Origin of the sequence: Nonomuraea sp. NPDC049400, from assembly GCF_044466425.1 — a bacterium.
Taxonomy (GTDB): Bacteria; Actinomycetota; Actinomycetes; order Streptosporangiales; family Streptosporangiaceae; genus Nonomuraea.
Genome location: NZ_JBITMP010000047.1, coordinates 17,361 through 43,695, shown reverse-complemented (window position 1 = coordinate 43,695; position 26,335 = coordinate 17,361). Strand labels below are relative to the sequence as shown.

Annotated in this window: 28 protein-coding genes; 13 read left to right on the top strand and 15 right to left on the bottom strand. The window is 68.8% G+C overall.

Going from position 1 to position 26,335, the window contains the following annotated elements:
- The first annotated feature begins 40 nt into the window (after nt 1–40).
- Genes ACIBVN_RS46440 through ACIBVN_RS46430 form a run of 3 tightly spaced genes read left to right on the top strand, consistent with a single transcriptional unit; the run spans nt 41 to nt 2,683 of the window.
- Nucleotides 41–1,051, top strand: coding sequence for an ATP-binding cassette domain-containing protein (locus ACIBVN_RS46440; RefSeq protein ID WP_397146815.1), 1,011 nt, complete (start codon nt 41–43; stop codon nt 1,049–1,051).
- Nucleotides 1,048–1,836 carry an ABC transporter permease gene (locus ACIBVN_RS46435; protein WP_397146813.1) on the top strand — a complete coding sequence of 263 codons (789 nt, stop codon included), beginning with the start codon at nt 1,048–1,050 and terminating at the stop codon, nt 1,834–1,836. The genes ACIBVN_RS46440 and ACIBVN_RS46435 overlap by 4 nt, the downstream gene beginning before the upstream one ends.
- A 28-nt stretch (nt 1,837–1,864) precedes the next feature.
- A complete protein-coding gene (locus ACIBVN_RS46430) occupies nt 1,865–2,683 on the top strand; it encodes an NAD(P)H-binding protein (protein WP_397146812.1) in 819 nt (272 codons plus the stop codon).
- Between the two features lie 269 nt (nt 2,684–2,952).
- Here the strand turns inward: ACIBVN_RS46430 and ACIBVN_RS46425 are convergent, their stop codons facing one another.
- On the bottom strand, nt 2,953–4,422 hold the full coding sequence (locus ACIBVN_RS46425) for an alpha/beta fold hydrolase (RefSeq protein WP_397146810.1): 1,470 nt from the start codon (nt 4,420–4,422) through the stop codon (nt 2,953–2,955).
- Nucleotides 4,423–4,569: 147 nt separating this feature from the next.
- Between ACIBVN_RS46425 and ACIBVN_RS46420 the strand changes: the two genes are divergently transcribed.
- The 3 genes from ACIBVN_RS46420 to ACIBVN_RS46410 all read left to right on the top strand — a co-directional run bounded on the left by ACIBVN_RS46420 (nt 4,570) and on the right by ACIBVN_RS46410 (nt 6,820).
- The gene (locus tag ACIBVN_RS46420; RefSeq protein ID WP_397146809.1) at nt 4,570–5,826 is read left to right on the top strand and encodes a sensor domain-containing protein; all 1,257 of its coding nucleotides are present in this window, start codon (nt 4,570–4,572) and stop codon (nt 5,824–5,826) included.
- Between the two features lie 12 nt (nt 5,827–5,838).
- Complete coding sequence (locus ACIBVN_RS46415) at nt 5,839–6,483, top strand: response regulator transcription factor (RefSeq protein WP_397146807.1); 645 nt, start codon at nt 5,839–5,841, stop codon at nt 6,481–6,483.
- A 106-nt stretch (nt 6,484–6,589) separates the two neighbouring features.
- Entirely contained in the window at nt 6,590–6,820 is a 231-nt protein-coding gene (locus tag ACIBVN_RS46410; protein WP_397146805.1) for an anti-sigma factor family protein, read from the top strand.
- A 17-nt stretch (nt 6,821–6,837) separates the two neighbouring features.
- Here the strand turns inward: ACIBVN_RS46410 and ACIBVN_RS46405 are convergent, their stop codons facing one another.
- Nucleotides 6,838–8,127 carry a hypothetical protein gene (locus ACIBVN_RS46405; protein WP_397146803.1) on the bottom strand — a complete coding sequence of 430 codons (1,290 nt, stop codon included), beginning with the start codon at nt 8,125–8,127 and terminating at the stop codon, nt 6,838–6,840.
- A gap of 612 nt (nt 8,128–8,739) precedes the next feature.
- Between ACIBVN_RS46405 and ACIBVN_RS46400 the strand changes: the two genes are divergently transcribed.
- Nucleotides 8,740–8,994, top strand: coding sequence for a hypothetical protein (locus tag ACIBVN_RS46400; protein ID WP_397146801.1), 255 nt, complete (start codon nt 8,740–8,742; stop codon nt 8,992–8,994).
- Between the two features lie 13 nt (nt 8,995–9,007).
- Here the strand turns inward: ACIBVN_RS46400 and ACIBVN_RS46395 are convergent, their stop codons facing one another.
- On the bottom strand, nt 9,008–9,424 hold the full coding sequence (locus ACIBVN_RS46395) for a hypothetical protein (RefSeq protein ID WP_397146799.1): 417 nt from the start codon (nt 9,422–9,424) through the stop codon (nt 9,008–9,010).
- 127 nt (nt 9,425–9,551) lie between these two features.
- On the bottom strand, nt 9,552–9,974 hold the full coding sequence (locus tag ACIBVN_RS46390) for a hypothetical protein (RefSeq protein ID WP_397146797.1): 423 nt from the start codon (nt 9,972–9,974) through the stop codon (nt 9,552–9,554).
- 205 nt (nt 9,975–10,179) lie between these two features.
- Between ACIBVN_RS46390 and ACIBVN_RS46385 the strand changes: the two genes are divergently transcribed.
- Both ACIBVN_RS46385 and ACIBVN_RS46380 read left to right on the top strand, forming a co-directional pair.
- Entirely contained in the window at nt 10,180–10,983 is an 804-nt protein-coding gene (locus ACIBVN_RS46385) for a hypothetical protein (RefSeq protein ID WP_397146795.1), read from the top strand.
- A gap of 516 nt (nt 10,984–11,499) precedes the next feature.
- Nucleotides 11,500–11,625, top strand: a complete 126-nt coding sequence (locus ACIBVN_RS46380) for a hypothetical protein (RefSeq protein ID WP_397146793.1) — start codon at nt 11,500–11,502, stop codon at nt 11,623–11,625.
- 555 nt (nt 11,626–12,180) lie between these two features.
- Here ACIBVN_RS46380 and ACIBVN_RS46375 read toward each other — a convergent pair.
- From ACIBVN_RS46375 to ACIBVN_RS46365, 3 genes are all read right to left on the bottom strand, one after another.
- Nucleotides 12,181–13,044 carry an SAM-dependent methyltransferase gene (locus ACIBVN_RS46375; protein WP_397146791.1) on the bottom strand — a complete coding sequence of 288 codons (864 nt, stop codon included), beginning with the start codon at nt 13,042–13,044 and terminating at the stop codon, nt 12,181–12,183.
- A complete protein-coding gene (locus ACIBVN_RS46370) occupies nt 13,041–14,687 on the bottom strand; it encodes an FAD-dependent monooxygenase (protein WP_397146789.1) in 1,647 nt (548 codons plus the stop codon). The genes ACIBVN_RS46375 and ACIBVN_RS46370 overlap by 4 nt, the downstream gene beginning before the upstream one ends.
- Before the next feature lie 81 nt (nt 14,688–14,768).
- Entirely contained in the window at nt 14,769–15,374 is a 606-nt protein-coding gene (locus tag ACIBVN_RS46365; RefSeq protein ID WP_397146787.1) for a TetR/AcrR family transcriptional regulator, read from the bottom strand.
- A gap of 93 nt (nt 15,375–15,467) precedes the next feature.
- Between ACIBVN_RS46365 and ACIBVN_RS46360 the strand changes: the two genes are divergently transcribed.
- Entirely contained in the window at nt 15,468–15,833 is a 366-nt protein-coding gene (locus tag ACIBVN_RS46360; protein WP_397146785.1) for a DoxX family protein, read from the top strand.
- A gap of 745 nt (nt 15,834–16,578) precedes the next feature.
- Here ACIBVN_RS46360 and ACIBVN_RS46355 read toward each other — a convergent pair.
- A complete protein-coding gene (locus tag ACIBVN_RS46355) occupies nt 16,579–18,039 on the bottom strand; it encodes a multicopper oxidase family protein (protein ID WP_397146783.1) in 1,461 nt (486 codons plus the stop codon).
- A 135-nt stretch (nt 18,040–18,174) separates the two neighbouring features.
- Between ACIBVN_RS46355 and ACIBVN_RS46350 the strand changes: the two genes are divergently transcribed.
- Nucleotides 18,175–18,660, top strand: a complete 486-nt coding sequence (locus tag ACIBVN_RS46350; protein WP_397146781.1) for a MarR family winged helix-turn-helix transcriptional regulator — start codon at nt 18,175–18,177, stop codon at nt 18,658–18,660.
- A 42-nt stretch (nt 18,661–18,702) separates the two neighbouring features.
- Here the strand turns inward: ACIBVN_RS46350 and ACIBVN_RS46345 are convergent, their stop codons facing one another.
- From ACIBVN_RS46345 to ACIBVN_RS46335, 3 genes are all read right to left on the bottom strand, one after another.
- Nucleotides 18,703–19,617 (bottom strand): zinc-binding dehydrogenase, encoded by a 915-nt coding sequence (locus ACIBVN_RS46345; protein ID WP_397146779.1) that lies wholly within the window; start codon nt 19,615–19,617, stop codon nt 18,703–18,705.
- Between the two features lie 627 nt (nt 19,618–20,244).
- A complete protein-coding gene (locus ACIBVN_RS46340; RefSeq protein WP_397146897.1) occupies nt 20,245–20,763 on the bottom strand; it encodes an antibiotic biosynthesis monooxygenase in 519 nt (172 codons plus the stop codon).
- Nucleotides 20,763–20,936: a hypothetical protein gene (locus ACIBVN_RS46335; protein ID WP_397146777.1), complete on the bottom strand. Its 174-nt coding sequence runs from the start codon at nt 20,934–20,936 to the stop codon at nt 20,763–20,765. The genes ACIBVN_RS46340 and ACIBVN_RS46335 overlap by 1 nt, the downstream gene beginning before the upstream one ends.
- A 184-nt stretch (nt 20,937–21,120) precedes the next feature.
- Here ACIBVN_RS46335 and ACIBVN_RS46330 point away from each other — a divergent pair, with 184 nt between their 5' ends.
- Nucleotides 21,121–21,543 carry a TetR-like C-terminal domain-containing protein gene (locus tag ACIBVN_RS46330; RefSeq protein ID WP_397146775.1) on the top strand — a complete coding sequence of 141 codons (423 nt, stop codon included), beginning with the start codon at nt 21,121–21,123 and terminating at the stop codon, nt 21,541–21,543.
- A gap of 45 nt (nt 21,544–21,588) precedes the next feature.
- On the opposite strand, the gene ACIBVN_RS46325 is transcribed toward ACIBVN_RS46330, so the two are convergent.
- Nucleotides 21,589–23,151 carry an MFS transporter gene (locus ACIBVN_RS46325; RefSeq protein ID WP_397146773.1) on the bottom strand — a complete coding sequence of 521 codons (1,563 nt, stop codon included), beginning with the start codon at nt 23,149–23,151 and terminating at the stop codon, nt 21,589–21,591.
- A 154-nt stretch (nt 23,152–23,305) separates the two neighbouring features.
- Between ACIBVN_RS46325 and ACIBVN_RS46320 the strand changes: the two genes are divergently transcribed.
- Nucleotides 23,306–23,776 carry a MarR family winged helix-turn-helix transcriptional regulator gene (locus tag ACIBVN_RS46320; protein ID WP_397146771.1) on the top strand — a complete coding sequence of 157 codons (471 nt, stop codon included), beginning with the start codon at nt 23,306–23,308 and terminating at the stop codon, nt 23,774–23,776.
- A 70-nt stretch (nt 23,777–23,846) separates the two neighbouring features.
- On the opposite strand, the gene ACIBVN_RS46315 is transcribed toward ACIBVN_RS46320, so the two are convergent.
- The 3 genes from ACIBVN_RS46315 to ACIBVN_RS46305 all read right to left on the bottom strand — a co-directional run bounded on the left by ACIBVN_RS46315 (nt 23,847) and on the right by ACIBVN_RS46305 (nt 26,202).
- Nucleotides 23,847–24,107, bottom strand: a complete 261-nt coding sequence (locus ACIBVN_RS46315) for a hypothetical protein (protein WP_397146769.1) — start codon at nt 24,105–24,107, stop codon at nt 23,847–23,849.
- A 598-nt stretch (nt 24,108–24,705) separates the two neighbouring features.
- Nucleotides 24,706–25,107, bottom strand: a complete 402-nt coding sequence (locus tag ACIBVN_RS46310) for a hypothetical protein (protein ID WP_397146767.1) — start codon at nt 25,105–25,107, stop codon at nt 24,706–24,708.
- Nucleotides 25,108–25,461: 354 nt separating this feature from the next.
- Nucleotides 25,462–26,202 (bottom strand): aminoglycoside phosphotransferase family protein, encoded by a 741-nt coding sequence (locus ACIBVN_RS46305; protein WP_397146765.1) that lies wholly within the window; start codon nt 26,200–26,202, stop codon nt 25,462–25,464.
- Nucleotides 26,203–26,335: the final 133 nt, after the last annotated feature.

Genomic DNA, 26,335 nt, shown 5'->3' with positions numbered 1-26,335 from the left:
GGAACCGCCACCGAAGCGGGAATGGAGCGTACGCCGACACATGATCAGCACTGCCAATCTGTCCCGGAGTTTTCGGGCTCCTGACGGTGATGAGGTCCGCGCCGTCCGGGGCATCGACCTCTCCGTGGCGCACGGGGAAATGGTCGCCGTTCTCGGCCCCAACGGCGCGGGCAAGAGCACGCTCATGCGGATGCTCTCGACGCTGCTCCCACCCACGGGCGGCACCGCGCGCGTCGCCGGCTTCGACGTGCGGACGCAGGCTCCGCTGGTGCGCGAGCGCATCGGCTACGTCGGCCAGGGCAATGGCGCCGGGCACACCCAACGGGCCCTGGACGAGGTTGTCACCCAGGGTCGCATCTACGGCCTCGACCGGGCCGCGGCCCGGTCCCGAGCCGCCGAACTGCTCTCGGCGCTCGGTCTGGAACAGTTGGCGCGCCGCAAGACGCAGGCGATGAGCGGCGGCCAGCGGCGGCGCCTCGACCTGGCGATCGGGCTGGTGCACCTCCCAGCGTTGATGTTCCTGGACGAGCCGACGACGGGCCTCGACCCGCAGAACCGCAACAACCTCTGGGACCACATCATCGGGATGCGGCGCCGCAGCGACATGACCGTCGTCTTCAGCACCCACTACCTGGAGGAGGCCGATCAACAGGCGGATCGGATCGTCATCATCGATCACGGGCGCATCATCGCCGAGGGCACGCCGACCCAGCTCAAACAGCGTCATGTCGGGGACCGGCTGACGCTGGAAACAACCGACCACGCTTCCGCCGAGCGCCTGCGTGGGCTCCTTGCGGCGATGGACGGTGTCGGGACGGTGACCCGGCAGGGTGATGCGGTCACCGGGCAGGTCGCCGACGGCCGCGCGGCACTGCCGAGCGCGATCGCCGCCGCCCGGGACCAGGGGATCACCGTGGTCGCAGCCGACACCCGGCTCCCCACGCTCGATGACGTGTTCCTCGAACTCACCGGCCGGAGCCTGCGCGACGCCGGCGGGCGACCCGCCACCGGCACCGAGAACGGCGACCAGACGCCGGAGAAGGTCGCATGAGCACCATCACCCCGCCCCGCAGACGCAACGTCGCAGGCGACATCCTCATCGTGATGACCCGCGAGCTGCGCCCCGTGGCCGGTGACCCGTTCTCCCTGGCCGTCGGACTGATCCAGCCGCTGTTCTTCCTGCTTCTCTTCGGGCCCCTGGTCGTGCACGACACGACGACCGGGACCGCACACCAATCCCCGTGGGCGTGGTTCGTCCCGGGGATCCTCGTGATGACCTCGCTCTTCGGAACGGCGGGGACCGGATCGAACCTCCAGTACGACCTCCAGGGCGGCTCGCATGAACGGCTCCTGGTCACGCCGTTGGCGCGCTCGTCGCTGTTCATCGGACGCGCGCTCAAGGAGTTCGTGCCGCTCGTCGTCCAGGCCGTCGTGGTCGTCCTGGTCATGGTCCCGTTCGGGTTCCGCCCCGATGTCGGCGGCGGCGTCCTGGGCCTGGTGCTCCTGGGTGTCCTCGGCGTCGGGATCGGGTCACTCAGCTACGCACTGGCCATCGCCGTGCGCGAGCAGGACTGGATGTTCTGGACCGTGCACCAGACGGTCCTCTTCCCGCTGATGATCCTCTCCGGGATGCTGCTCCCCCTCGATGAGGGGCCGCAGTGGATCCGCGTCCTCGCGCAGTTCAACCCCCTCACCCATGTCGTCGAGGCCGAACGCGACCTCTTCGCCGGACAGATCGCGACCCCCGACGTCGGCTACGGATTCCTCGCCGCCGGCACGACCGCCGTCCTCGGCTTCGTCCTCGGGCTTCGCGCCCTGCGCGCCAGCACCGACTGACAACACCCGTACGAAAGGACCCACGAACATGCGCATCCTCGTCACCGGAGCGACCGGCCAGGTCGGGCGGCACCTCGTCGCGCAACTCCACGAAGCCGGACACGACGTCCGCGCACTCTCCCGCACCCCCGCCAAAGCCGAACTCCCGACCGGTGTCGAGGTGGTGGCGGGCGATCTCACCGATGCCGCCACGCTCGGAGCAGCCTTCGAAGGGGTCGACGCGATCCACCTGATCACCTTCGGCGGCGACGACGACCTGACCAACGGCCCCGAGATCATCGACCTCGCCGCACGCCACGGCATCACTCGGGCCACAGTCCTCGGCGGCTGGTCGCCCACCAGCATCGAAAGCGCACTGGAGTCCAGTGCGATCCGCTGGACCCTGCTGCAGCCGGCGGAGTTCATGTGCAACGCTCTCGAATGGGCCGATGAGATCCGTTCCCAGGGCACCGCGTCCATGCTCGCCACCTTCCCCAGCGCGATGGTGCATGAGGCCGACATCGCCGCCGTGGCCGCCACCGTGCTCACCCACGAGGGCCACGAGGGTCGGAGCTACCCGATCACCGGGCCCGAAGCCCTTACCCCGGCGGAACGCACCCGGATCATCGCCGAGGCCACCGGGCAGGACATCGCCTTCGTGCACCTGAGCGAGGACGCGGAGCGCGCCCGGCTGCGCGGCTACGGATACGACGAGGACTACGTGGAGTTCGGAATCCAACTGGCCACGAACCCGCCCGAGGCCGGCGGTGTGGTCCTGCCCACCGTCGAGGACGTCACCGGCACGCCCGCGCGAACCTTCGCCCAGTGGGCGCGGGAACACGCTGAACGGTTCCGCACCGCGCCCTGACCCGCACGCGCCGAACCTATAACCTCTCGCAAAACCGTGTTCTCACAACAGCGCGCACGATGGGTTTTGCGACAGGAGTGATCTTGCTGATCCGGCGGTCGCGGTGGAGGCCGTCGAATGTCCGACGTGCCAGGCCCCGCGGGGAGGGGGCCAGGCAGCAACGGAGCAGAATCCTACGAACCCGCCACTGACCTGCGGTGACGTGGTGTTCTACACCGAGACAGAAGGGTGCTGAGGGGTGATCCGTGGGTCAGTGATCGATATGGCTGTCATTCGGCAGGGCAGGTGGTATCCGGCTTGGGCAGCCTCAGGTCGGTCAGGTACGTGGTGGCGTGTTGGATAGGGCACTTTTTGCCCGACAGGTACATGACATGGCCGGGCCCGTCGTAGCCGACGGTCGCTGATCCCGGGATCATCCTGGTGAAGCTCTCGGTCCATGCGTAGTCGCCCCACGTGCTGCCGACTCCCAGGAATGGCGGCAGGCCGCGAGTCGGCAGCGGGCGGGACGGGTTGGCGACCGGTAGCGGCCAACCGGTGCATCCGAGCGCGTCGAATGACGCTCCTCCGAAGCTCGGCGAGATCTTCTCCGCCTGAGGGTGGAACTTCTGCAGCTGTGCGTAGCTGCTGTAGCCACGGTCATCTGCGCACGTCATCGCCAGCGCTCCGGGCGCGGCCCAGATCCGCGCCATGCCGAGAGCGAAATCGGCGAAACCGGACCCGTCCCCGCCTCGAGCCTTGTCGACCGCCTCGGCGAAGGCGAGCCACCGCGAGTTGTTCGGTCCGGGGTCGCCGATGAAGCCGAAACTCCTCAGATGCCATCCGGTCAGCTTGCCCTTGCCGAACTCGGACGACGTGACCGGGATCGGCCTGCGATCGGCGTCTCGAATGAGCTTGCGCCAGACCGCCCCGGCATCCTGTCCGTGCAACGCGCAGGCGGGAGTGTCCGCACACCATGTGGTGAATCGGGTGAAGACCCGTTCCAGGACGGGCAGAGTCCGCAGCGTCTGGTCGGGCCAACCGTCGACCTGGTTGATCGTTCCGTCGAGATACATGGCGCGGATGCGGTGCGCGAACAGCCGGGCATAAGCGCCGGCGGCCACTCCTCCGTAGGAGTTGGCCATGAAGCTCAGCCGCTCCTCGCCCAGAGCCTGGCGAACCGCGTCCATGTCCCTGGCGATCGACAGAGAGTCCATGTGGGCGAACAGGCCGGTCTTGTCCGCGCTCTGGCAGGCTTTGAAGGCCTTGGTCATCGCTGCGGCCAATGCCTTGTACTGCTTCTGGCCCTGCGGCTCGAACAGTGACGTCCCGGGCTGCATGCAGGATGGGGGCATCTGATCACGCCACACGGTGGTGCGCGGCTTGTAGGCGACGAGGTCGAACCTGCGCCGCAGTTCGGCGAGGTCGGCCGCGGCGCGCCGCAGGTCGTCAATCCCGTTGGCCCCGGGACCCCCGGGGATACCCAGCACGCTGCCGATCCGGCGCGCAGGCTCGGTGGCGGGCAGCCGGGCCAGGTCCAGCTTGACCTTCGGCCCGTCCGGCTTGGCCCAGTCCACGGGCACCTCGATCGCAGCACACTGCATGCCCGCCGGTATGCCCTGGCCGGCGCAGTCCCGCCAGGTCGGCTGCGCATCCCGAGCGGCGGAGGCCCCCGGGGTCATTCCCGCCAGCGCCGCCACTGTCACGCCGATGACCAGCCCTCTGGTCCTGCCGCGCCTGCGCCGCTGCTTGGTTGTCGTCATGGTGATCACTCTGGTGACACCGACCGGATGACCACCACCGGGACGTCCTCCGTGTTGGTTTCGGGATGTCCCCCACGGGCTGTCCGGATGTTCTCGCGCGTGCGTGTCCGTCAGGCTGGACGCGTGCGGCGTCTGGCGAGGAGGAGCGTGGACAGGCAAGCAGAGCGGTGGCGTGTGCTGATCACTACTCCGGTGCGGGAGCGGTCGCAGCGTGAGCTCGCTTACGTGCTGATGTTGCCGTTCATGGTGGGAGCCGGCCTGGTCCATCTCGTTCTCGTGCTGCTGAGCGTCATCCTGACGGCGAATCTCGTCGGAGTGCCGATGCTGGCCCTGAGCGTGATGGCGGCCAGAAGGCTCGGCACGGCCAATCGACGGCTGGCACGAGCGTGGGCCGGGGTGCGGGTGCCCGATCCCGCCCCGTTCCGTGCCGGGCCTGGCCTGCTGAACCGGCTCGGCGCGGCGCTCGGTGACGTGGCGGGATGGCGCGCCGTCATCCATGGCCTGCTCCGTCTGCCGGCGGCCGTGCTCGCCTGCGCGGCCGCCGCCGGGTTGTGGGGAGGCGGCCTGCTTCTGCTCGGCTGCCCCCTGTGGGGGCAGTCCTTCGCCTTGGCGTACCTGTCTCCCCCCGGCTGGCCGGTTGCGGCGCTGGTGAGCGCCGCCGGACTGGCGCTGCTGCTCCTCGCCCCGTGGGGCGTCCACCTCGCCCTGGCCCCCGAGCGCATGCTCGCCCGTACGCTGCTCGGGCCCGCGCCGGGCGACACCCGGATCCGCCGGCTGGAGCAGGCACGGGCGCTGGCCGCAGAGGACGCGGTCGCCAGGCTCCGCCGGATCGAGCGAGACCTGCACGACGGGACGGCGGCACGGCTGGTGACGCTGGCCATGAGCCTGGGCATGGCCCAGGACGAGCTCGAGCAGGCCGACCAGCCCGAACGGCTCCAGCGCGCCCGCGTCCTCGTCGACAGCGCGCACCGCAGCGCCAAGGAGACCGTGGCCGAGCTGCGTGACCTGATCCGCGGCATCCACCCGCCGGCACTCGACCAAGGGCTGGAGGTCGCCCTGGCCACGCTCACCGCACGCAGCCCGATCCCCGCCCGGTTCGAAGCCGACCTGCCCGAGCGACCTGCTCCGGCCATCGAGGCCATCGCCTACTTCTGCACCACGGAACTGCTCGCCAACGTGGTCAAGCACAGCGGCGCCAGGCACGCCGCCATCGAGGTACGGGTGCGTGATGGACTACTGATCCTGCGGGTGCGCGACGACGGCACCGGCGGCGCGGCGATCGGCACCGGATCCGGATTACGCGGACTGGCCGCCCGGGTCCAGACGTTGGACGGCATGATCGACATTCACAGCCCGGCCGGAGGACCTACGGTGATCACAGTCGAACTCCCCCTGCACATCTGAACGGAGCAGTGCATGCGCATCGTGATCGCCGAGGACGCCGTGATGCTCCGGGAGGGCCTGTGCATGCTGCTCACCTCCCGCGACCACGAGGTGGTGGCCGCCGTGGGCGATGGCGACGCGCTCCTGGCGGCCGTGGCGGAACACGGTCCCGACATCGCCGTGGTCGACGTACGCATGCCGCCCTCCCACACCGACGAGGGCCTGCGGGCCGCGATCCAGATTCGCCGCGATCACACAGAGGTGGGCGTGCTGGTGTTCTCCCAGTACATCGAGACGCGTTACGCGGCCCAGTTGCTCGCCGGCGGCGCCCATGGCGTCGGCTACCTCCTGAAGGAGCGCGTCGCCGACGTCAAGGACTTCCTGGCCGCGCTCGACCGGATCGCGGCCGGGCAGACCGTCCTCGACCCCGAGGTCGTCACCCAGATCATGGGGGCCAGCCGGCGCACGGACACCCTGGGCACGCTGACCCCGAGGGAACGCGAGGTGCTGGCCATGATGGCGGAGGGGCGTTCGAACAACGCCATCGCCGCCGCGCTGTTCCTGTCGTACGGCTCGGTGGAGAAGCACGTGACGCAGATCTTCACCAAGCTCGGCCTGTCTCCCTCGGACAACGACCACCGCCGGGTACTCGCCGTCCTGCACTACCTGCAGGCCTGACCATCCCCGTCCGCGCTCCTGCGCGGATGGGGGGACGTCTCTGCCTAACTCGTTGGACCTGATCTGACGTCCTGCCAGCCGCTGGACGCTGAGGAGCTGTCACCCCATGGCGATGATCACCGTGATGAGGCAGAACGTGCAGTACGCGCGTTGTTCGGAAGGGTGGGCCGTACGGCACGATCCGACCGTGCTCGGCGCGTTCGTGCTGGACGCGCTCGGCCCGGTCGAGACGACCGCCGTCAAGGCGCACCTGGGGGAGTGCGCCGCCTGCCGCGCGGAGGTGGCCCAGCTCCGCCGCACGGTGCACCGGCTCCCCAAGAGGCTGCAGGACTCATAGGCCAACTTGGCGACCCGTCAGCGCTTGGCGAGGTGGACCGCCGTGCCGGTGCCGGTGAAGATCAGCGCGGCGTAGGGGTTGACGAGGTCAGGGACGATTCCCGCGTCGGTGCCGACCGTTTGTCCGGTGCTCCCGTCGATGACGATCGTTCCATCCTTACCCTTGGCGTAGAACACGTCCTTGAAATTGGCTTCCACGGTGGCGTTCCACTCGTCCGCGCCGTCACCCGCCGCCCGGCGCCACAAGACCTTGCCGGTGAGGTCCACCGCGAGCGCCCCGTCCTGCTTCGAGGCACACAGCAGGACGGTCCCGCCTTCGCCGTGATGGCAGCTCATGCGCTTGGCCAGGCCACCCCGCTTGGACAAGACGAAGTCGCCGGTCGCGATCTCGACCAGCCGCGCCTGCTTGCTGTCGTCCTCTTCGAGCTCGGCCAACGGTGAACCGTTCGTTCCGAGACTGCCCGCCGGCACCTTCTTGGCCCACAGGTCACGGCCGTCAGCCGAGGAGACGCCGGCCAGCTTGTAGTCGTCGTCCGGTTCCTTGCGGAAGCCCACCAGGGCCTCGCCGGATCCGCCGATCTTCCAGAATCCCGCACGCTGCCACAACATGCGGGGCTCGTCCAGGGCGACCGCGAAGGTGCCTATCGCATAGCCGTCCTCCGTCCAGGTGACGGTGGCCACGTCGTTCCAGGTCGACACTTGGAGCGTGCCGAGCTTGCCGGTCGGATCACCATAGATGTCCACGGGCAGTCGCCAGATCAGCTTGCCGTTGTCCGTTCGCGCCGCGATCACCTCGAACCCGGCCTGGGCCGACCCGCTGCCTTGTTTGGCGAGCTTGACCGGCACGACGGTGAGCATGGCGGACGCATCGCCGATCTGCACCTGCACAGGACCAGGCACGCGGTCCCGGATCAGCTCGGCCTGTTTCTTGCTCTGATCGCGTGGCGCCGGCAGGTCGTACGTGGGCGTGTTCTGGGTCGTGATGTCGGCGACGGCCTTGCCCGTGGCGAGGTCGAACACCGTCACGCCGGCCGCGTGCGAGAACCAGGCCGCGTGCCCGTACAGAGTGATCCTGGGGTAGCCGCCCTTGGGGCCGGTCGGCAGGACGTGGGCCGCCTTGCTGTCGAACGTCAGGGGCGCCGTGGCCTGCGGGTCGCCATCGAGGTCGAGGGCCTGCTCGGTGGGCTTGACCGGCGGCGAGCCGGTGGCCGCCGGACTGTCGCGTTCCCCGGTCGGGCCTGAGGTGCACGATGTCACCAGAGCCGCCGCGGCCAGAGCAATGGCACCTTCGCGTACCGGACTTCTCATCCGCACATTCGACCGCAAGCGGTCCGGGACCGGTCCCGAGCTCAGGAGAAGTCGGCCGGGCGGAGATGGTCGTCCCGAGCGGCGTTGCCCGTGTCGATCGAGGCGGCCGCGATGTCGGCGTACACATGGGCCCGCGGGCCGACAACAGGCAAGAAGAGCTATTCCGGCCGCAGGTCGGCGAGCTCGAACACGGCAGACCTGTGTTCGGCAAACAGCTCGGCCATCTGCTCCGGCTCAGATCGATCGACGCGATCCCGGCAGCCGTCAGCGGCACCTCCTGCACGTGATACTCGTCTCTGGACGGGTCGGCGAACTCCGGCCACGCTGGCGCGATGGCGCTGCAGGACAGCCACGACCTGCGCGAGGAGGCCGCCGCCGTCGCTTACCAGCATGGCTGCACGCTGGAGGCAGGCGGCACCACCAAGGCCAGTATCGCCGCCTACTTCTACCGGCTGGCAGCCGAGATCGGCCACCCGCAAGCGGTCGCGAAGATCACCCCCAGTGCCCCCAGGAGCGTGTGGAGTCCTCGGCCGAACCGCTGGCCGCCTCGCAGAGCCAGCGGCAGGCTGACCAGGGCCCACTGCCCCTCAACGACCGGCCAGGAGCCCCGCTATGACCACGCTCGAACGCACCCTCGCCAAAGCCCTCACGGAGATCGTCATCCAGCTTGACCTCAGCGACGACGACGCCATCACGCCCGACGCCACGATGGAGGTCCTGGAGCCGATGATCGCCCTCCTGCAGGACCTACCCGAGCAGGGCCTAGCCCTTGCCGACCTGATCAGCCAGTTCGCGCACCAGGAAACCGACCCCGAACGCCAGTTGACCGTCATAGAAGCGCCCGAAACGCTGGGTCTCTTGGCCTGAGGGCGTTCGGCTGTCAGGCGATCTCCGCTGGGCCGGTCGCGCCGGGTGGCCAGAACTCGCCATACCCGAAATGCGGAATGAAGTCGCGGGACTGGGACGGCATCATCGCCGAACGCGTCGCCATGGCGCAGCGACCGCACAACCATTGCCAGCAGCGGTGGCACCGCCATGCCAGTGTGGAGGAGGCGCGTGAATCTGCGGCTTTGCGTGGCGCCACCTCAGCCTGCAAGAGGGTCCGCCTGCACGAGGCGCACGTGGCCGTCGTGGCAACGGTCCCCGGAGTCTCGGTCGCCAGTGCCCGGCATTGCGGGTGAACGACCCAGCGTTCGCCGATGGTCGCATTGACGATCGCCCGGTCGTGCGGTGGTTTCCTGAGAAGCAGCCGTCGGGCGGTTTCCTCATCGATGAGATCCGTATCGAAAGGCCCCACCGCCGGCCTCCTGCAGAGGACGCAGGTGTCCACCCGGATACGGCGGTGTCCATGCTGGTCACAATGGGGGAGATTGGAGTCCCGTTTACAGGCTATGTGAACTGCGCCACAGCTCCGTCGCGCCGCGTCATGGCCCCCGAAGCTTCCGAGAAGAACCGTGTTCTCGGGCAGCTGGCCTGCGGACACAGCCGGTAACGGGAATCTCCGGCCGGATATGACCACGACCTCGTGTAGGCCGCTGTCGGATCGTCATGTGGAGCCCGTCCCGAAAACGGTTGGTGAGCCGAGGCTTGTCCTCGAGCCGGAACAGCACCGTGTGCTGCAGGCCGAGGCCGGTCCAGCGCCGGTCTCCGAGGACCGAGGCTGCCTCGGCACGGTTGTCGTACATCCAGCGGTAGAAGGCCTCGACGGTCACCAGGGGACCCCGTCGGCTGTTCTTCGCGAGTCTGCCGCCCTTGTTCGGGCCGGTCATCGCGGTGTGGCTGTTGAGCGACTCCACGAACCCGAGCAGCCACGGCCGCAGCTTCTCCGGCGAGTCCACAAGGATCACCTCGCCAAGGACATCCCGCAGCGACTAACGACCAGTTCAGTTACTGAGAGTTGCTTTGGGGCTCATCGCACGGACCCGAGCGGAGGGCCTTTCCGGCCAAATCCACCCCCTGTTGTTGCAACAACAGGGGGTACGTAGGTCAGAATGCGTATGCGCTGAGCTCACCTTTAAGGCAACTGAAAGATCCTTTCCTAACGTAGCCCGCATGAGATTCAGCCCATTCCTTGCGGCCATCGCCGCCGCCATGCTCCTCGCCCCCTCACCTGCCATGGCCACGGCCAAGGCCGCGGCCCCTGCCGCCACCGAGGAGTCCGACCGCGAGATCGTCTTAGCTCAACTCGACTACACGACCGGGCTGTCGGTGACCCTCACCGACAGCGTCCCGTCCGACGAGGTCGGGATGGTCCAGACCGGAATGATCGGTCGCGCCCCCCTCATCGCCCGTGACGACGAGGACACCCTCCTGGAGACCTATCTGGAGATCACCCCGCCCGACGTCGCGGTCCCCCGGCGTCTCGTCGAGGCCCACGGCGCCGACCTGCCCGCCGAGCTGCAGCGGCGCAGGATTACCAGCGAGCCGGTCACGGCGGGTGGCCTGACCTCCCCGGCGAGCGCGGTCCTCTCCGGCACGTCGACCTGCACCTGGTCGCCCTTCGGCTGGACGCTCTGGCACGACGACGGGGTGCCAGGCCTGCCGGCCAAGTCGTACAGCACGTTCGACTTCGGTGGCTTCAAGCAGAGCATCGCCGAGAGCTACGTCGCCAACTGCACCCCGCAGAGCTCGTCGGGCAACCTCTGGGCCCGGCACCGGATCTACTACAGGAACATCCTCGGCAACTTCGTGAAACACTTCGACGGCCTGGTGCCGCCGGGGCACCACCAGGCCGTGGTGAAGTCCGGCGCGATCAAGCGGCACCGCACGGTCTCCTACGACGACGCCTGGAACGCCGACCCGTCCTGCGGCGGTGGCACCTGCGTCTACGCCCGCGAGGGCCGTTTCCGCAGCTAGGAGCTCGGCGGCCGCTTCTCGCGCAGCGCGCGCAAGCCCTCCTGCACGTCAGGCCCGGAGAACCCGAGGAACGGGAGCGGTTCTGGGCGCGGGCCTTCGTGCTGGGCGGCTCATGCCTGCTGGGCGCGCTGGTGGCGGCCGCCGCGCACGGTCAGATGAGCGGTTCCTGGCCGGCGTTCATCATCGGCGTGGGCGCCGAGGCCAGCATCCGCGGCATGGGGTCAGAGAGATTTGGAACGAGATCCGGCGTTAGTGGCGTTCTCGCAGGTCGGTAGGCCCGCCGCTCCCGAGCGTGGCCCCGGCCCCAAGGTAGCCCGACGTAACCCGGGGTCGAGGAACGACGGGACAGCCATTAGCGGTACGGGATGTTCGAGCATGTCAGGACGGGTGTGCACGACCAACGGCGTTGAGTCAGCGTCGGCCCGAACGTGGCGGGAGAGTCTGGCGCGATAACGCGACCTTGATTGTTTCCGCGGGCCACCGTGACCATCTGCACCATGATCCATCTCACCGCTAATGGCTGTCCTCTCGTTCCTCGACCCCGGGTACGGCATGGAGCGCGACCCGATCTTCGCCCTTGAGTGCCACTGGCACACCAAGAATCAGCTGCTCATTCGCCCGCAGCGCCCCCGGCGCACGTAGGGTCCCTCTCATGCACGACCGGAACCCCCAGGCCCCCGCGCGGGCCGGGGGTTCCACTTTTTCAAGGTCGCTTGAGGCGCGTGAGGGCCGTCCCGGAAACGGTCGTTTGCGGGACGGTTGGCGGCGGCCGCACTGTGATCGCGTTTCCGCAGGAACGATCGTCCCGAAACCCGTACCGAAACGTCGGGTGGAGGGATTGAGTTTCGGGACCGTTTTCGGACCATCGGGTGATGGACGACTCCAGTACCGCCGCTGTCGGTTCGGCCGGGTCCTCGCGCGGCGCCAGCCAATGCGATCCGCGTCGGCTACGCCCACATCTCCACCCGGGCCCAGGATCACCTGTCGCAGATGGAGGCCCTGGCCGCGGCGCACTGCCGCGAGATCGTGGAGGAGACCGCCACGCTCTTTTCGGCGGAGTCCACGCTGAGACCCCAGTAGGGAGGCAGACCAAGTAAGCCGGAAAGGGCTAATAGGGCTGGTCGGGCAGCGCACCCTCTGATCCAGCGGCCCACCCGTGTGCCGCTGCCCGGCGATCGAGACGGGTGCAGCCTACGGTCAGCCCAGCTGTGCCGTCGCGAGCCAGCCAAGCCCGGCGTCTGCGCGGGCAGGGTCGAGCGCGGGTGGTGCGGGGCGTCCGCAGGCGGCGGCGGCCTCGGCGATGTCCGTCACGTCGGACTGCCAGCCGCGCCGGGCGAGCCACGTGTGCAAGTTCTCGGCGGGGCCGCCCTGCCACAGGTCGACGAGTTCGGCGGAGATGTCCGCGCGGGCGGCGCGCAGCAGTTCGGAGTCCTCGGCGTGGTCGAGGACGAGTGTGCTCGCGGGGGCGGAGGCGGCGGTGATCCGGTCGAGGAGCAGGTCGGCGGCGCTGGGCGGGAGCGCGTACAGGATGCCCTCGGCCAGCCAGGCGGCCGGTCGCCCCGGGTCGAAGCCGGCCACTTCCAGCGCCCGTGGCCAGTCCTGGCGCAGGTCGGTGGCGACTTCGACGCGGTGGCACGCAGGGGTGGCGTGGTGACGAGCCAGTACGGCCCTCTTGAACGCGAGCACGTCGGCGAAGTCCAACTCGAAGATCGTGGTGTCGGGCGGCCAGGGAAGCCTGAATGCACGGGCGTCCACGCCGCACGCCACGAGGACCACCTGGTCGCAGCCCTGCGCGGTCGCGTTCAGCAGCGCGCGGTCGAAGAACCGGGTGCGTACGGCGACCTGCTCGGCCATCGCCTGCAGGAAACGCGCCGTCGCGGGCGCGGCGCCGGCGGCCCATGGAGTGGAGTCCGGGGCGACGGCCTGGAGGAAGTGCCGTGCGTAGGGGTCGTCGAACAGGCGGTCCGGGCGGTCGCTCTCCCGCGCGCGCAGGAGAGCGACTCCCAAGGCGGTCGCGCCGATGCCGGTCAGGCTGTCGGGGACGGTCGGTTCCTGTGTCATAGTGCCGTCTTTTCGCTGGTCGGTGCGGTGCTCAGGGTACGGAAGTAGTCGTCCACGGGTGCCAAGTCGATGCTGTCGCCGCGGTAGCCGACGTATTTGTCCGGGCGGATCATGTACAGGCTGGGGCGGCGGACGCCGTAGCGGTTGTGTGCCTCGCTGCGCAGGTCGGCGAAGACGTTGCCGGAGAGGCCGGGTGGCAGGTGGCCGCGGGTGATGAGATGGACCTCGCCGTGCCCGGCCATCGCCTCGTGTGCCGCGGCCTGCCAGCGGGCCAGGGTGGCGGAGTCGGTGGTGTCCGCGGCGAACAGCAGAAGGTGGTGGCCGGGGGTGCGGAGGAGGTGCCGCAGTGAGACCGGGCCCTGGCGGGTTTCGAGGTAGACGTCGCGCATCAGCTCGCCGGCTTCCGGTCCGGTACCGGCAACGTCACTCCACGCCCTGGCCGGGGACTCGTGCCAGCGTTGGAAGACGAGGTGGCTGTCGCGGTAGTGGACGAGGTGTTCGCCGAAGGCGTTCGACAGCCGCTGCTGCACGGGGTTGAGCTTGCCGAGGAGGCGCAGCGCGTGCCGTCTGGCTCTGCGGGCGACCAGGGTGGTGCCGGTGGCGACCTTCGTGGTGGTCGAGGTGGCCTCGACCACGGCCTTGACCACGGGCCAGCGTTCGGTCTGGTAGCTGTCCAGGAGGGATTCCCCGGCGCGGCCGGTGACGACGAGCGCGAGTTTCCAGCCCAGGTTGTAGGCGTCCTGCATGCCGGTGTTCATGCCCTGGCCGCCCACCGGGCTGTGGCTGTGCGCGGCGTCTCCGGCCAGCAGGATCCGGCCGTCGCGGAGCCGGTCGGCCAGGCTTTCGCGGGCCACGAACGACGAACTCCACTGCAGGTCGCGGACGCCAGGGTCGAGAGGGGTGCGTTCGGTGACACAGGTGGCGAAGTCGTCCAGCCCGGGGGTGCGCGGTGGCCGGTCGTCCGGCGTGCTGGCCAGGATGCGCCAGTAGCCCCCGATCATGGGGAAGACGGCCACCAGACCGGATCGGTCGAAGTAGACGTGGAAACGGTCCCGCGTCAGCGGCCAGTCCACGGCGACGTCGCCCAGGATGAAGCCCCGCTTCAGATCGGTCCTTTCCCGGCCGATGCCCGCCGTCTCGCGAACGGTGCTGTGGGCGCCGTCGGCGCCGATCAGCCAGCCCGTTCGATACCGCTCGCGGCGGCCGTCCCCGTGCTCGAGTTCCACGCTGACGCCGTGCTCGTCCGCCTCCTGCCCGAGCAGGCGGGTGCCCCATTCGACGGTGACCCCGAGGTGCTCGGCGCGCTCACGCAGCAGCGCGACCGTCTGCCACTGCGGGATGCACAGGTCCAGCGGGAACGAGGAGTCCACGGCTGTCACGTCCATCTCGGCCAGCGTCGTCGTCCCCTGGTAGAAGTTCAGCGTGTGCAGCGGGACGCCTCGGTCGAGGGCGGCCTGGGCCAGCCCGAGGTCGTCCAGCATCTCCAGCGATCGGGCCACGATGGAGACCGCCCGGCTCTCTCGATGCTCGGCGCTTTCGGCGTTGACGACGCGCGGGATCACGCCTCTGCGCGCCAGCTCTATGGCCAGCACCAGGCCGGTCGGCCCCGCACCGGCGATGAGGATGTCAGCGTTCACTGTCACAGATCCATCCTTAGAACGAATGATCGTTCTTTTTAGAAGAGCACGACTCCCATGACGGCGTCAAGAGCGAATGTTCGTTCTCTATTGGCCGGTCTGTGCCGACGCCGACATCAGGGCCTTCAGCCCGCTCCTGAACGCCGCCGGATCCGCGTGGCCGTACACCGCGCGCAACACCAGGAACCCGTCCACAAGCGCCATCAAGACAGCGGCCACATGCTCCGCAGGGACGTCCGCAGACAGAAGCCCGCGCCGCTGGTGGCGGGCCACGAGGCCGCCGACCACGTTGCGCGCCTCCTGCATGACCTCCTTCAGCTTCGCGCACAACGACGGCGAGCGCAGCGCCTCCGACCAGACCTGGACCAGCAACTGCGCGGACTCGCGCGAACCGGACAGCGGCGGACGGTCGACGCCCAGCACGAGGTCGACGATGTCGTCCAGATCCGGCGGCGTCGCGTCGTCCGCCTCGAACGCCAAAGCGACCTCGGCCAGAGCCTCGGAAGCGGTCGCAGCGATGATGTCGTCCTTGCTCTTGAAGTAGCGGTAGACGGCTCCGGCCGACAGTTCCGCCTCGGCAAGCACGTCCTGCATGGAGGTGGCGTGAAAGCCGTTGCGAAGGAAGCAGCGGCGGGCGGCGGCCAGGATCTGGCGGCGGCGGGCTTCGAGATGTTCTTTGGGCATGCGTGCCATGGGACAGAACGTAGAACGAACATTCGTCCTTGACAACTTCGCCGTCTACGCCATAGTGAAAGAACATTCGTTCTCTATAGGAAGGGTCATGCCATGTCGTTCGCCGCCACCACACTGAGCGCTCTGGTCGCTCTTGTCTTCCTGCTCGCCGGCACTCAAAAGCTGCTCCTGCGCCCTCAGGTGACCGCCAACCTCTTGCGACTCGGCGTCGGCTCGGCGATGACCCGCACCATCGGCGTCCTGGAGATCGCCGGTGCCCTGGGGCTCGTGGCCGGCCTCCTGTGGAGGCCGATCGCCGTAGCGGCAGCGGCCGGTCTCACGCTGCTACTGATCGGTGCGATCGGCTATCACGTGCGCGCCCGAGACTTCGCCCATCGACGCCACCGCTCACACGCCGCGGCTCCCGTGCTCCTGGCAGTGGTCGCCGGGGCAACCACGATGCTGCTGCTGACGTCGTAACGATGACCAGGCGCAAACCAGAAGGGCCATAGCCCGGACTGCCGCAGTAAATACCGGATTTACTGCCCGCGCCATGCCATCCTGAGCCGGATTGTCCACACGGGCGATCATGATCGAGGTCTACGCATTTACCGAACGTCCGCTGAAAGCCATCGGCCTTCAGGCCGTGGATGAATGCGGTCCCCGATAGGGGATGGCCCGGCGGAGCCGGGACAGCCCGAAGCGCGAACCTGGGATCTCGGCGAACCAATGGCGGCATGGCCGCAGAGGCGCTAAAGCGGGAATCAATGGAACGGGCGTGCGATAACCAAGCCGCCGAGTGAGATCAACATGGCACTACAGGCGGCCGGGCCCGTCGTCTCAGGGCGTGGAGACTTCGGGGCTGCCCGGTCTGTGAAGCGCCAAGCACCAGGGCCGCGCAAGCGGCTCTGGAATCCTCGCCTCTTCAGGGCGAGGAGCAGGTCAATGCGGCAGAGAGGGAGGGGCGTACGTGTGAGCCTGATCGCCGCCTCCTCCCAGCGGATCTACCGATCTCGCTGACCGCCTGGGCCTGGCTCGCCCGCGACGAGCAGCCACCCCTGGGCAGGGCCCGCCGCGGCGCCACCCCACCCGCTGTCCCCTTCGCCACCCTGGACGAGCCGGCCACCGAAGGCCGCCCTGGGATCGGAACCGGAGGTGAGCCCGGTTCAGCGGCGGCGCGCGTAGGCGGCCGCCGCCCGGACCAGATGCCCGCGGTCAGACCTGATCAGTGCCCTGCGTGGGTGGGGATGGTGAGGTTCACCTGACTCTCGGTACCGGGTTTGACGATCACGAATTGCCCCATCATGCCGGAGTCCTCGTGGCGGAGGATGTGGCAGTGGTACATGTACGGCGAGGCAGGGTCGGTGAAGTCGCCGAACTGGACCGCGAGTCGCACGACGCTCTTGGCGGGCACGTAGACGGTGTCCTTGTAGCCGGTGGCGTAGGCGGGCGGCGGGGAGCCGTCCATCTCCAGCACCTGGAAGGCGACCTCGTGGATGTGGAAGTTGTGGGAGTAGACGTTGTTCTCGATCTCCCAGATCTCGATGGCGCCGGCGGGCACGACCTCGTCGATGCGCGCCATGTCCATCTCCTTGCCGTTGATGGCGTCGTGGCCGCTGAGCCTGAAGCGCCGTACCTTGGCACCGGCGGGCGCGGTGATGGGAGTCAGAGGGGACAGGCGGGCGGGGACGTCAGGAGCCGGCTTGAGGTCCTTGGCGGCGATGAGCTTCAGCAGGTCGAAGTCGCCCTGGCCGATGTCGACGCCGTTGTCGGCGCTGCGCAGGACCACCTGCTCGCCGGGCGCGAAGGCCACGATGATCTCCGCGCGCTCGCCGGGGGTGAGGGAGAACTCCTCGACCTCGACCGGGGCGCCGAGCAGACCGCCGTCGTTGGCGATGACGTGGAAGCGGCGCTTGTCGGCGAAGGTCAGGTTGTACATCCGGGCGTTGGAGCCGTTGAGCACGCGGAACCGTACCCGCTCGGTGGTGACGGTCAGGTGGGGGTTGTAGGTGCCGTTGACGAGGATGTGGTCGCCCAGGATGCCGAAGGTGCCCTTCAGCGGGTCGCCGTCGAAGGAGCCGTCGGCGGCGAACTTCTTGTCCTGCAGGATCAGCGGGAAGTCGTCGACGCCGTACTCGGCGGGGAGATCGAGATCGTGGTCGTCGTCGAGGATGAACATCCCGGCCAGGCCGCGGTAGACGTGCTGGGCCGTCGTGCCGTGCGGGTGAGGGTGGTACCACGAGGTGGCCGCGGGCTGGTCGATGGCCCAGCGCGGCGTCCAGACGGCGCCTGGCTGGATGGGCTGGTGCGGACCGCCGTCCATCCGGGCCGGCAGGCGCATGCCGTGCCAGTGCACGGTGCTGACCTCCGGCAACCCGTTGCGTACGGCCATGTGGACCTTGTCGCCGCGGCCGGCGCGCAGGGTCGGGCCGAGGAAGGCTCCGTTGAAACCCCAGGTGGGCGTCTGCTTGCCGGCCAGGATTTGCGTCCGGCCTGCCTGCATGGACAGATCGAAGCGTCGTACGCCGTCCTTGCTGAGTTCGGGGTGAAGAAGCGGGGGCACCCGCAGAGGATTGGCGAAGTCGAGTGCGGCCGCCGGAGATGAGGACCTGACCTCGGAACCGGAGCCACAGGCCGCGGCCAAGCCGGACAGGGCGGCGACCGTGAGGAATTTACGTCGATGCACGATGGAGTCCTGACAATACGTCCATGACGCCATTTCCGCCTTGGTGATGCGGGCATGCGGCGTCATGGGAGATGCTGCGGCTGATGTGATTATTAGTGGATAATCTGGAACGGAACTTGTTGCTGGGCTTGAGACATGACCGCCATGGCGCCCGTTCGCGCAGAACCGGACCTGTCGTTCCTGCTGGACCACGCCAGCCACGTCCTGAGGACCCAGATGGCCGCCGCGCTCACCGAGCTCGGGCTGACGGCGCGCATGCACTGTGTACTGGTCCACGCGCAGGAGCAGGAGCGCACACAGATCCAGCTCGCCGAGATCGGTGACATGGACAAGACCACGATGGTGGTGACCTTCGACGCCCTGGAAAAGGCGGGCCTGGCCGAGCGCCGCCCCTCCAGCGCGGACCGGAGGGCGCGGATCATCGCGGTCACCGAGAAGGGCGCGGAGCTGGCGCGCAAGAGCCAGGGGATCGTCGACGGCGTGCACAGGGCCGTGCTGGAGGCGCTGCCGGAGGAGGAGCGCCAAGTGTTCCTGCAGGCCATGCGGCGCCTGGTGACCGGGCATCTGGCCACCCCCGCGGAAGCGCCGAAGGGTGTCCGGAGGTCTCGGCAGAGCACCTGACCGGCCGGGCGGTGGGAGGAGGGCGAGTGCGGCGGTTCGGCGTCACTCGAGGTCGAAGACCGCCTTCCCCCTCACGCGCCGGCCGCGCAGCGCGGCGGCTGCCTCGGCGAAGCGTTCCCAGGAGCCGCGCCAGCCGATCTCGGGCGCCAGAGTGCCGTCGGCCGTGAGCCGCACCAGCTCGGCCAGGTCGTCGGCGGCCCCGAACTCGTTGACGTAAGAGGTGAGCGTCTTGGGCGGCCCGACGGTCGCGTACGGCGGGAAAACGGCCGGCTCGCCCGAGGTCCATCCGACGGACTGCAGGCTCCCGCCGGGGGCGAGCAGCTCCCAGGCCCTGACCAGATGAGCCCCGCCGACTGTCTCCACGACGATGTCGACGGGCTCCTTGACGTCGTCCAGCCCCACGACCACCTCATCGGCGCCAAGACCGGCCAGGCCGTCGCCCCGCCCGGGGGAGCCGGCCGAGGCGATGACGTACGCCCCCGCGTGGGCGGCGAGCCGCACCGCGTACCGTCCCACGCCGCCCGAGGCGCCGGTCACCAGCACGCGCTTGCCGGGCGCTATGCCGGCGCCGCGCAGCGAGCGAAGCGCGGCCAGGCCCGCCGTCGGCAGTGCGGCCGCCTCGGCCAGCCCGACCCCCTCCGGGACCTCGGCCACCGCCGACACGTCGACCGCCACTCGCTCGGCGAACGCGCCGTCCGCGAAGAGCACGACCTGAGTGCCGGCGGCGGGACCGGAACCGTCCGCCGCCCCCTGCAGGACGATCCCGGCCGCGTCGAGCCCCAGGGGCGCCCCGGCCGGGATGCGTCCGGAGACCGCGTTGTTCAGGTCGGCGTAGTTGAGCGAGGCGTGCATCACGTCAACGAGCACCTGCCCAGGCCCGGCGACCGGGTCGGCGATCTCGCCGAAGGCGATGCTCGAGGGGGCGGACTGGTCGACTATGAGGGCGTGCGTGGACATCGACATCTCCTGTGCGTGGAAGGCGAGACAACAAGTAAGACCTTAGCAGATAGTTCTGTAATGGATGATCTGCTACCTAATGTTTTTGGTTCCAGGCCCAAGTGGCTGTCCCAGCGACGGCAGGAAGCATGCCCAGCAGGTTTGATGCGCTGCGGGCATCTCGCCGGCGATGGATGCGATGCTGCACAGCAGCGTGGTGGCAGCCAGACCAGATGTCAGGTTTGTACGGGCCTTGCGCGGCGGTCCCTTTCGATGGCGGCGCCGCGATCGCGTTAGCGCAGGCCATGAGTCTGGCCCTGTCCGACGCGCGTCTGGCCAGGGGAGTCGGACGTTGAGGCGGAGCCGGGCCAAACCGCACAGCGGTGACTGGAGGCTGCTGCGCCCGGCCGTTTCGGACCCCATGACGACGTGACGGGAGGGTGGGAGGCGACATATTCCGGTAGCGCCCTCCCCGTCCCCAGTGCCGAGGTCTGCTCGCGCCCTGGTCGTGGGACCCTGCTTCTCGTCTATGGCTGATTGAGCCCGGCGTCGCTGTCGGGGTTCCTGCCCGCGGCGGACTGGCTCCGGCGTTCAGGGCCGTCCGGCCACTGGTCGCGGTATGGGGGGCAAGCGGGACGACGGTCCCGGTCAGGAATAGAGCCAGCGGGCCAGCAGCCGGCTGAGCCGGGGCATGACGCTCCAGGTCATCAGCGCGGTCAGGACGGGAAGCAGCACCGCGAACCGGACAGGGATGGACAAGGGGGCCAGGAGCGGTTCGGCGAGCGCAGTGATGGTGACCAGCAGGACGTACAGCGCGATGAGGGTGACGAGCCAGCTCTTCCAGCGCGCGGGAGGCCGTACGAGTGCGCCGTCGCCGGGGGCGAACCAACCCTCCAGGCCGGTGAGCTCGCGTTCGGCGGGCGCTGCCTCGGCCAGGTCTGCCGAGGCGGCCAGGAGGGTGGCGCGGCCGGGTGCCGATCTCCAAGCCCTCTGCGCTTCGGCGTCGGCGAAACGGTAGATGATCGCATACTCGGTGCTTCCCGGCAGCGGCGGGATGACGGCCATGCCCTGGCTGCCGTGCCGGGCGGCCAGGGAGCGGATCTGTTCGAGCCATGCTTCGAACTCCCGCGCCCTGCCCGCCCGCACGGGCCGGGTGACCAGGACCATCACGGCAGGAGTTCGGCGACCAGGGCCACCGCCTCGTTCAGCTCGCGGCGGTCCTGGAGGCGGCTGAAGTGCACGCCGTCGGGGGTGATCAGCGCCTTGGCGCCCAGGTGCCGGCCGAACAGCCGTACATGCTCCAGAGGGTCGGGGGTCAGCACCGGGTCATCGAGGGCCACCAGGACCCGGAACGCCTTGGCGGCCCGGCGAATGCGCTCCCAGTCGAAGCCGCCGGCGAAGAACGCGGCGAGGTCGTCGTACCGACCTCGTGGGCCATGGCCGCGACCAGGACCACGCCCGCGTACGGCTCGCCGTCGTGCTCCTGCAGCAGGCGCAGCAGGGTGACCCCGCCCCGAGCTGGTGATGGAGGCCTACACCCAGGCCGTGGCGCAGCGGATGCCGGAGCCGGACACCGGCACGATCGAGGGCGACCTCACGGAGTTCGTCACCCAGCTCTACCGTGTCACCGCATACCCGCTGCGGGTGCGGGCGCTGCGTGGGCTGATGGCCGAGGCCCAGCTCGATCCGGACTTCCGCGACCCGTTCCGCGCCTGGGTCAACAGCCGGCGGGCGGTGGTGGCCGGGCTGCTGGAGCGAGCCGTCCTGCGCGGCGAGCTCGTCCCGGACCTGGATGTCGGCCACACGGTTGATCTGATCTTCGGCCCGTTCTGGTATCGCCTGCTGGTCGGCCATGAGCCGCTCGATCCCGACGACGCGCCCGCCCATGTCTCCCATGTGCTCGGCTGCCTGCGCCCGCATGAGGAACGTCGCGAGCCATCAGACTGAACGACAGGACGTTTCCCTCGAACGTGGAGACCTCGGAGAGTCGAGCTAGCGGGGCTCCGGTTCGGCGACCGGCGGGGTCGCGGCCTCCTGGCCGGCGGGGGAGCGCACGCCGCGCAGGACGATCGCGACCGTGGCGGCGAAGGCGGCCATGGCGATGACGCTGACGACGGCGATGACGTGGAGCCCGTGGACGAAGGCGCCTTGGGCTGCGGCCACCAGCTGGTCGCCGAGACGCGCGGGCAACTGCCTGGCTGTCTCCAGCGCGCCGCCGAGGGTGTTGAGCGCGGTGTCGGCCGCCTCGGGTGCGAGCCCGGCGGGGATCGTGCCGGTCAATCGGCTGTGATAGGCGGCGGTGGCGATGCTGCCGAGGATCGCGATGCCGAGCGCTCCGCCGAGCTCGCTGCTGGTTTCGGAGACGGCCGAGGCGGCGCCGGCCCGCTCGGCCGGGGCGGCTCCGACGATCATGTCGGTGCCCAGGACGGTGGCCGGCGCGATGCCGATGGACAGCACCGCGGATCCGGTGATGAGCTGGGCCAGGCTGGAGGTCCCGACCTGGGTGAGCATCGCCAGCCCGGCGATCGCGACGATCAGCCCACCGGTGATCACGTGGACCGGGCGGAGCCGGCTCACCAGCGCGGGTGCCACCATGGTCCCGACGATCCCGGCGGCGGTGCTGGGCAGCGTCCACAGCCCCGCCTGCAGCGCGGACAACCCCTGTATCAGTTGCAGGTATTGGGCGGTGAAGAAGTAGACGCCCATCATGACCATGATGCTGACCAGCAGGGTACCCACCGAGGTGGTGAAGACGCGGTCACGGAACAACCGGACGTCGATGAGGGGGTAGGCCAGCCTCCGCTGACGCCTGACGAACACGACGCCCGCCACCAGGCCGACGACGAACGACAGCACGGGCTGCCAGGACAGGCCGTCCGCCGCGACGTGCTTGAGACAGTAGACCAGAGCCAGCACCGAGACGATGGACAGCAGCACGCTCGGCAGGTCGATCCGCCCCGGTGAGGAGTCGCGGAACTCGGGCAGCAGCAGCGGCCCCACGGCCAGCAGCAGCACCATCACCGGCACGGCCAGCAAAAACACCGAGCCCCACCAGAAGTTCTCCAGCATGAGGCCCGCGACCAGGGGGCCGATCGCGCCGCCGGTCATGAAGCTCATCATCCACACCGAGATGGCGACGGTGCGCTGCTTGTCGTCACCGAACATGGTGCGGATCAACGACATGGTGGAGGGCATCAGGGTCGAGCCGCCGATGCCGAGCAGCGCTCGCGCGCCGATGAGCATCTCGGCACTGGCGGCGTAGGCGGCCAGGACCGAGGCGACCCCGAACGCGGCCGCGCCGGCCAGCAGGAGCCGCCGGCGCCCGACCCGGTCGCCGAGGCCGCCCATCGTGATCAGCAGCCCGGCGACCAGGAAGGCGTAGATGTCCACGATCCACAGCAGCTGCGTACCGCTCGGCGCCAGGCCGGCGGTCAAATGAGGGACCGCCAGGTGCAGCACGGTCAGATCCATGGAGACCAGCAAGGTGGGCAGGGCGAGCACGGCGAGCCCTGTCCACTCCCGCCACCCTGCCCGGGAGACGGTGACGTCGCTCACGTCACACTCCTTCACGTTGAGACGACAACTGTTGACGTGTCAATCCTTAGATGCAAAGTGTTGTTGTGTCAACTGTGAGCATGTCAACAAAGCAGCGCTACGATGGGGGTGGAGATCGAAAGGGGGGATCGAGGGCGGGATGCCCTCGCAGCCGATGGACGATGACGCGTGGCAGAAACTTGGGGTGTGGGCCCAGCTCCAACACATGGACGGGCAGGTCAAGGCGGAGATCGGAAGGCGCCTCGAAGCCGCGTACGGCACCTCCCTGCTCGAGCACGAGTTGCTGGCCGCCCTCCTCCCGCACCCTGACGGCCTGCGCATGCACGAACTCGCCGACGCCCTGCTCGTCACCCGCAGCGGCGTGACGCGCCTCATCGACCGCCTGGCCGGCAAGGGCCTGGTCAACCGGCACCCAGACCCCGGCAACCGGCGGGTCATCCTCGCCGTTCTGACCGACAGGGGACGGCAGCAGACCGCGGAGGCGAAAGACCTCCAGTGCGCGATCTACGACGAGCTCGTCGGCTCCCGCCTGGACGACCAGGACATCGCCGCCCTGCGCCGCATCCTCGGCAAGACCGGCGATCCTCCTGCCCGGAGCGGATCAGGCCCAGCAAGCCCGAGGTGACGGCGAAGGCTCGACGACGCCTTCCTCGGCGACCTCCGTCGTCCGGCAAAGACAGCGATCGTCATCGGTTTCAGTCGTCGTGGGTGATGAGCATGAGCTGACGCCACCGCAGCACGACGAACATCGCGGAACCGGCGAAGGCGAAGCAGAAGGGCGCCGCGACGCCGAAGCGCCGCCGGCACCAGGAGCAGCCGGCTTTCGAGAACGGCCAGGTCAGGCCCATCCCCAACAGTGCCGCGCCGATCGGCGGCCCGGCGAGCTGAGTGAGGGGGATGCATCCGGTGCCCAGGCGGGGCGTTGGTGATGGTGAGATCGTCCTTACTGTGTCCACTCCAGCGGCTCTTCTGCGGGGACCCACCGAACTGGCCCAACAGATGTCTGCAACAGAGCTGACCCCTGCTCGTCTCGTGGGGGTTGGCAGTGGAACTCATGGTGGGCTTGTCCGTCGTGGACGAGTGGGAAAGTCCGCGAGATGTCCAGATACGGCAAGTCCGATGGGTATAGCTCCGGCTGTCGAGACGCGGCGTGCCAGGCCGGTATCCACCCGGTGCAATACCGGGACGGCGCTCAGGCGATCGCCGAGGTCGAGGCTCTGCCGGCGAGGTTGATCAGGCGGTGCGGCCGTACGCGTCGTGGGCTTGGTGAACACGATGGTGCTCGCGGGTCGGTGAGCTGGTCATAAGTCTCGTAGTCACTAATGTGTTGCTTTGTAACTCAACGCGGGCGAGCGGATGACCTTGCAGGGCTGGGCGTCTCGCCGGTCGACGGCACAAGGGCCGACCTTACGCGATGGACCCCCGTACGCGGCTCCATCACCCGCTACCCGACAGCATCGGCCCAGGAGGAGCGAGGGACTCGCCTACGGCGCGGGCCCTCGCCATGTCCAGTTGAGGCCGGGGAGCGAAGTGCTTCGCCCCCCGGGCCTTGCCTCAGAAGCGCTTCGTGTAGCGGGTGCCCCGGTAGTAGATCTTCACGCCATCGGGCTCGGAGGCGCTGTGCCCGAACGAGTACTTGCCGATGTTGCGAGAGTGGGACTTGCCGGGGGCGACCGACACATAGCCGAAGTCGGACTGCCGGTCGCGCACAATCGCGTACTTGATCGTACGGGAGCAGTGGTTGTCCACCCGGACCTGCCACTTGGGATCGGACCAACCCTTGTTGTTCAGCTTGGTGCGGGTGGCTTTCACACAGGAGGGCCAGGCGGCGGCCGCGCGCTGGGCGCTCGAGCTTGCTACCGGGGTCAGGCCGGCGGCCGAGCCGGTGGCGGCCTGTGCGGTCAGTGGGGCGGCGAACAAAGTGGTGCCCGCAGCCAGGAGGGCGAGGACTCGCATCGGTTCCTTCCGGAGTAGTGAGTTTCGCCGGGAGCGGCGTATGCATTTAGATGCGTCCATAATTGCTTTGGTTCGTCCTGGGAGTTCACCCTGAGTTGCCCAGGGGAGTCAAGGTAGTCCTGGCTGCCCCTGCCCCCTAGCCCGGACCGCCTGCGCCTCGCCTGTCGGCATGCAGCCGACGTGTCCAGGGTGATCCGGGCCCTCCGCCTTCCCTACCGGCTCACAGCTCCCGCGCCGCCGTCCGGAGGCACGGCCCTGACCTCGGATGATCGTGAACGACGCCCGTTTGCACACAACGAGGCGACATGATCTCGGTGCTTCGACGCGCGTCTGCGATCAGAAGCACGCTCAGTGTCAGCGCAGTGCCGCTGCGAAGACAACGCGGTTGGCACTGGTGTAGGCGTGTTCGCGTTCGGACCATGCGATGCGGGAGGTGATCTGTTCAGGACTGGCCAGACGGTGGCTGGAGTCGGTCAAGCGTGCTGCCCACCAGCGGGCGTTGCGGGATTGGCGGTCGAGGATCGCATCAAGGACGGCAGCACGGCGCGCGGCGGTGAGTCCGTAGGCGTCGGCGAGCACCCGCACCTGGGCGGCTTGCGCGGTGGCCGGCGGCGCGGTGGTCTTGGAGGAGATGCACCACGTCCAGGCCATGTATCCGATGTCCTCGAGCGGATCGCCCGGGGCAGCGGTGTCGAAGTCGATGAAGGCGACTGGTAGCCCGGCACGGAACACCGTGTTGTTGGGTCCAGGGTCGTGATGGCAGACGACGGGGTGCTCCCCGGTGAGTCCGCTCTTGCGGGTGGCGTCGTGCAACGAGCGAAGAAGCGCCCCAGCTGAAGCGACTTGAGCGTCGCTCCAGCGCTGGAACCTGGACGGCACCCAGCCGGGCAGGTAGCTGAAAATATCGCGATCGGCTTCGTCCCGTCCAAGGTAGCGCGGCGCTCCCATGAACTGGCGTCGCTGGAGGTGTGTGAGCAGCCGGGCGACGAAAGCCGAGGAGTCCTTGGCAGGTCGTCGAACGGTATCAGCGACCCGGACGACGCCTGAGGTGATGCGTCCTCCGGTCAGGGGAACTTCAGCGGGGGGCGGTCGCATCGGTGGGAGTCCTCCTGTTCATTGCTTAGGTTGCTGTGGCTCTGGGTCGTCCATGAGCCTTTCAGCGAGACGCCGGAAGCCCGTCGGCTCCATCCTCCGCTCTTCCGAAGGATCACTTGGCGAATGACTCTGG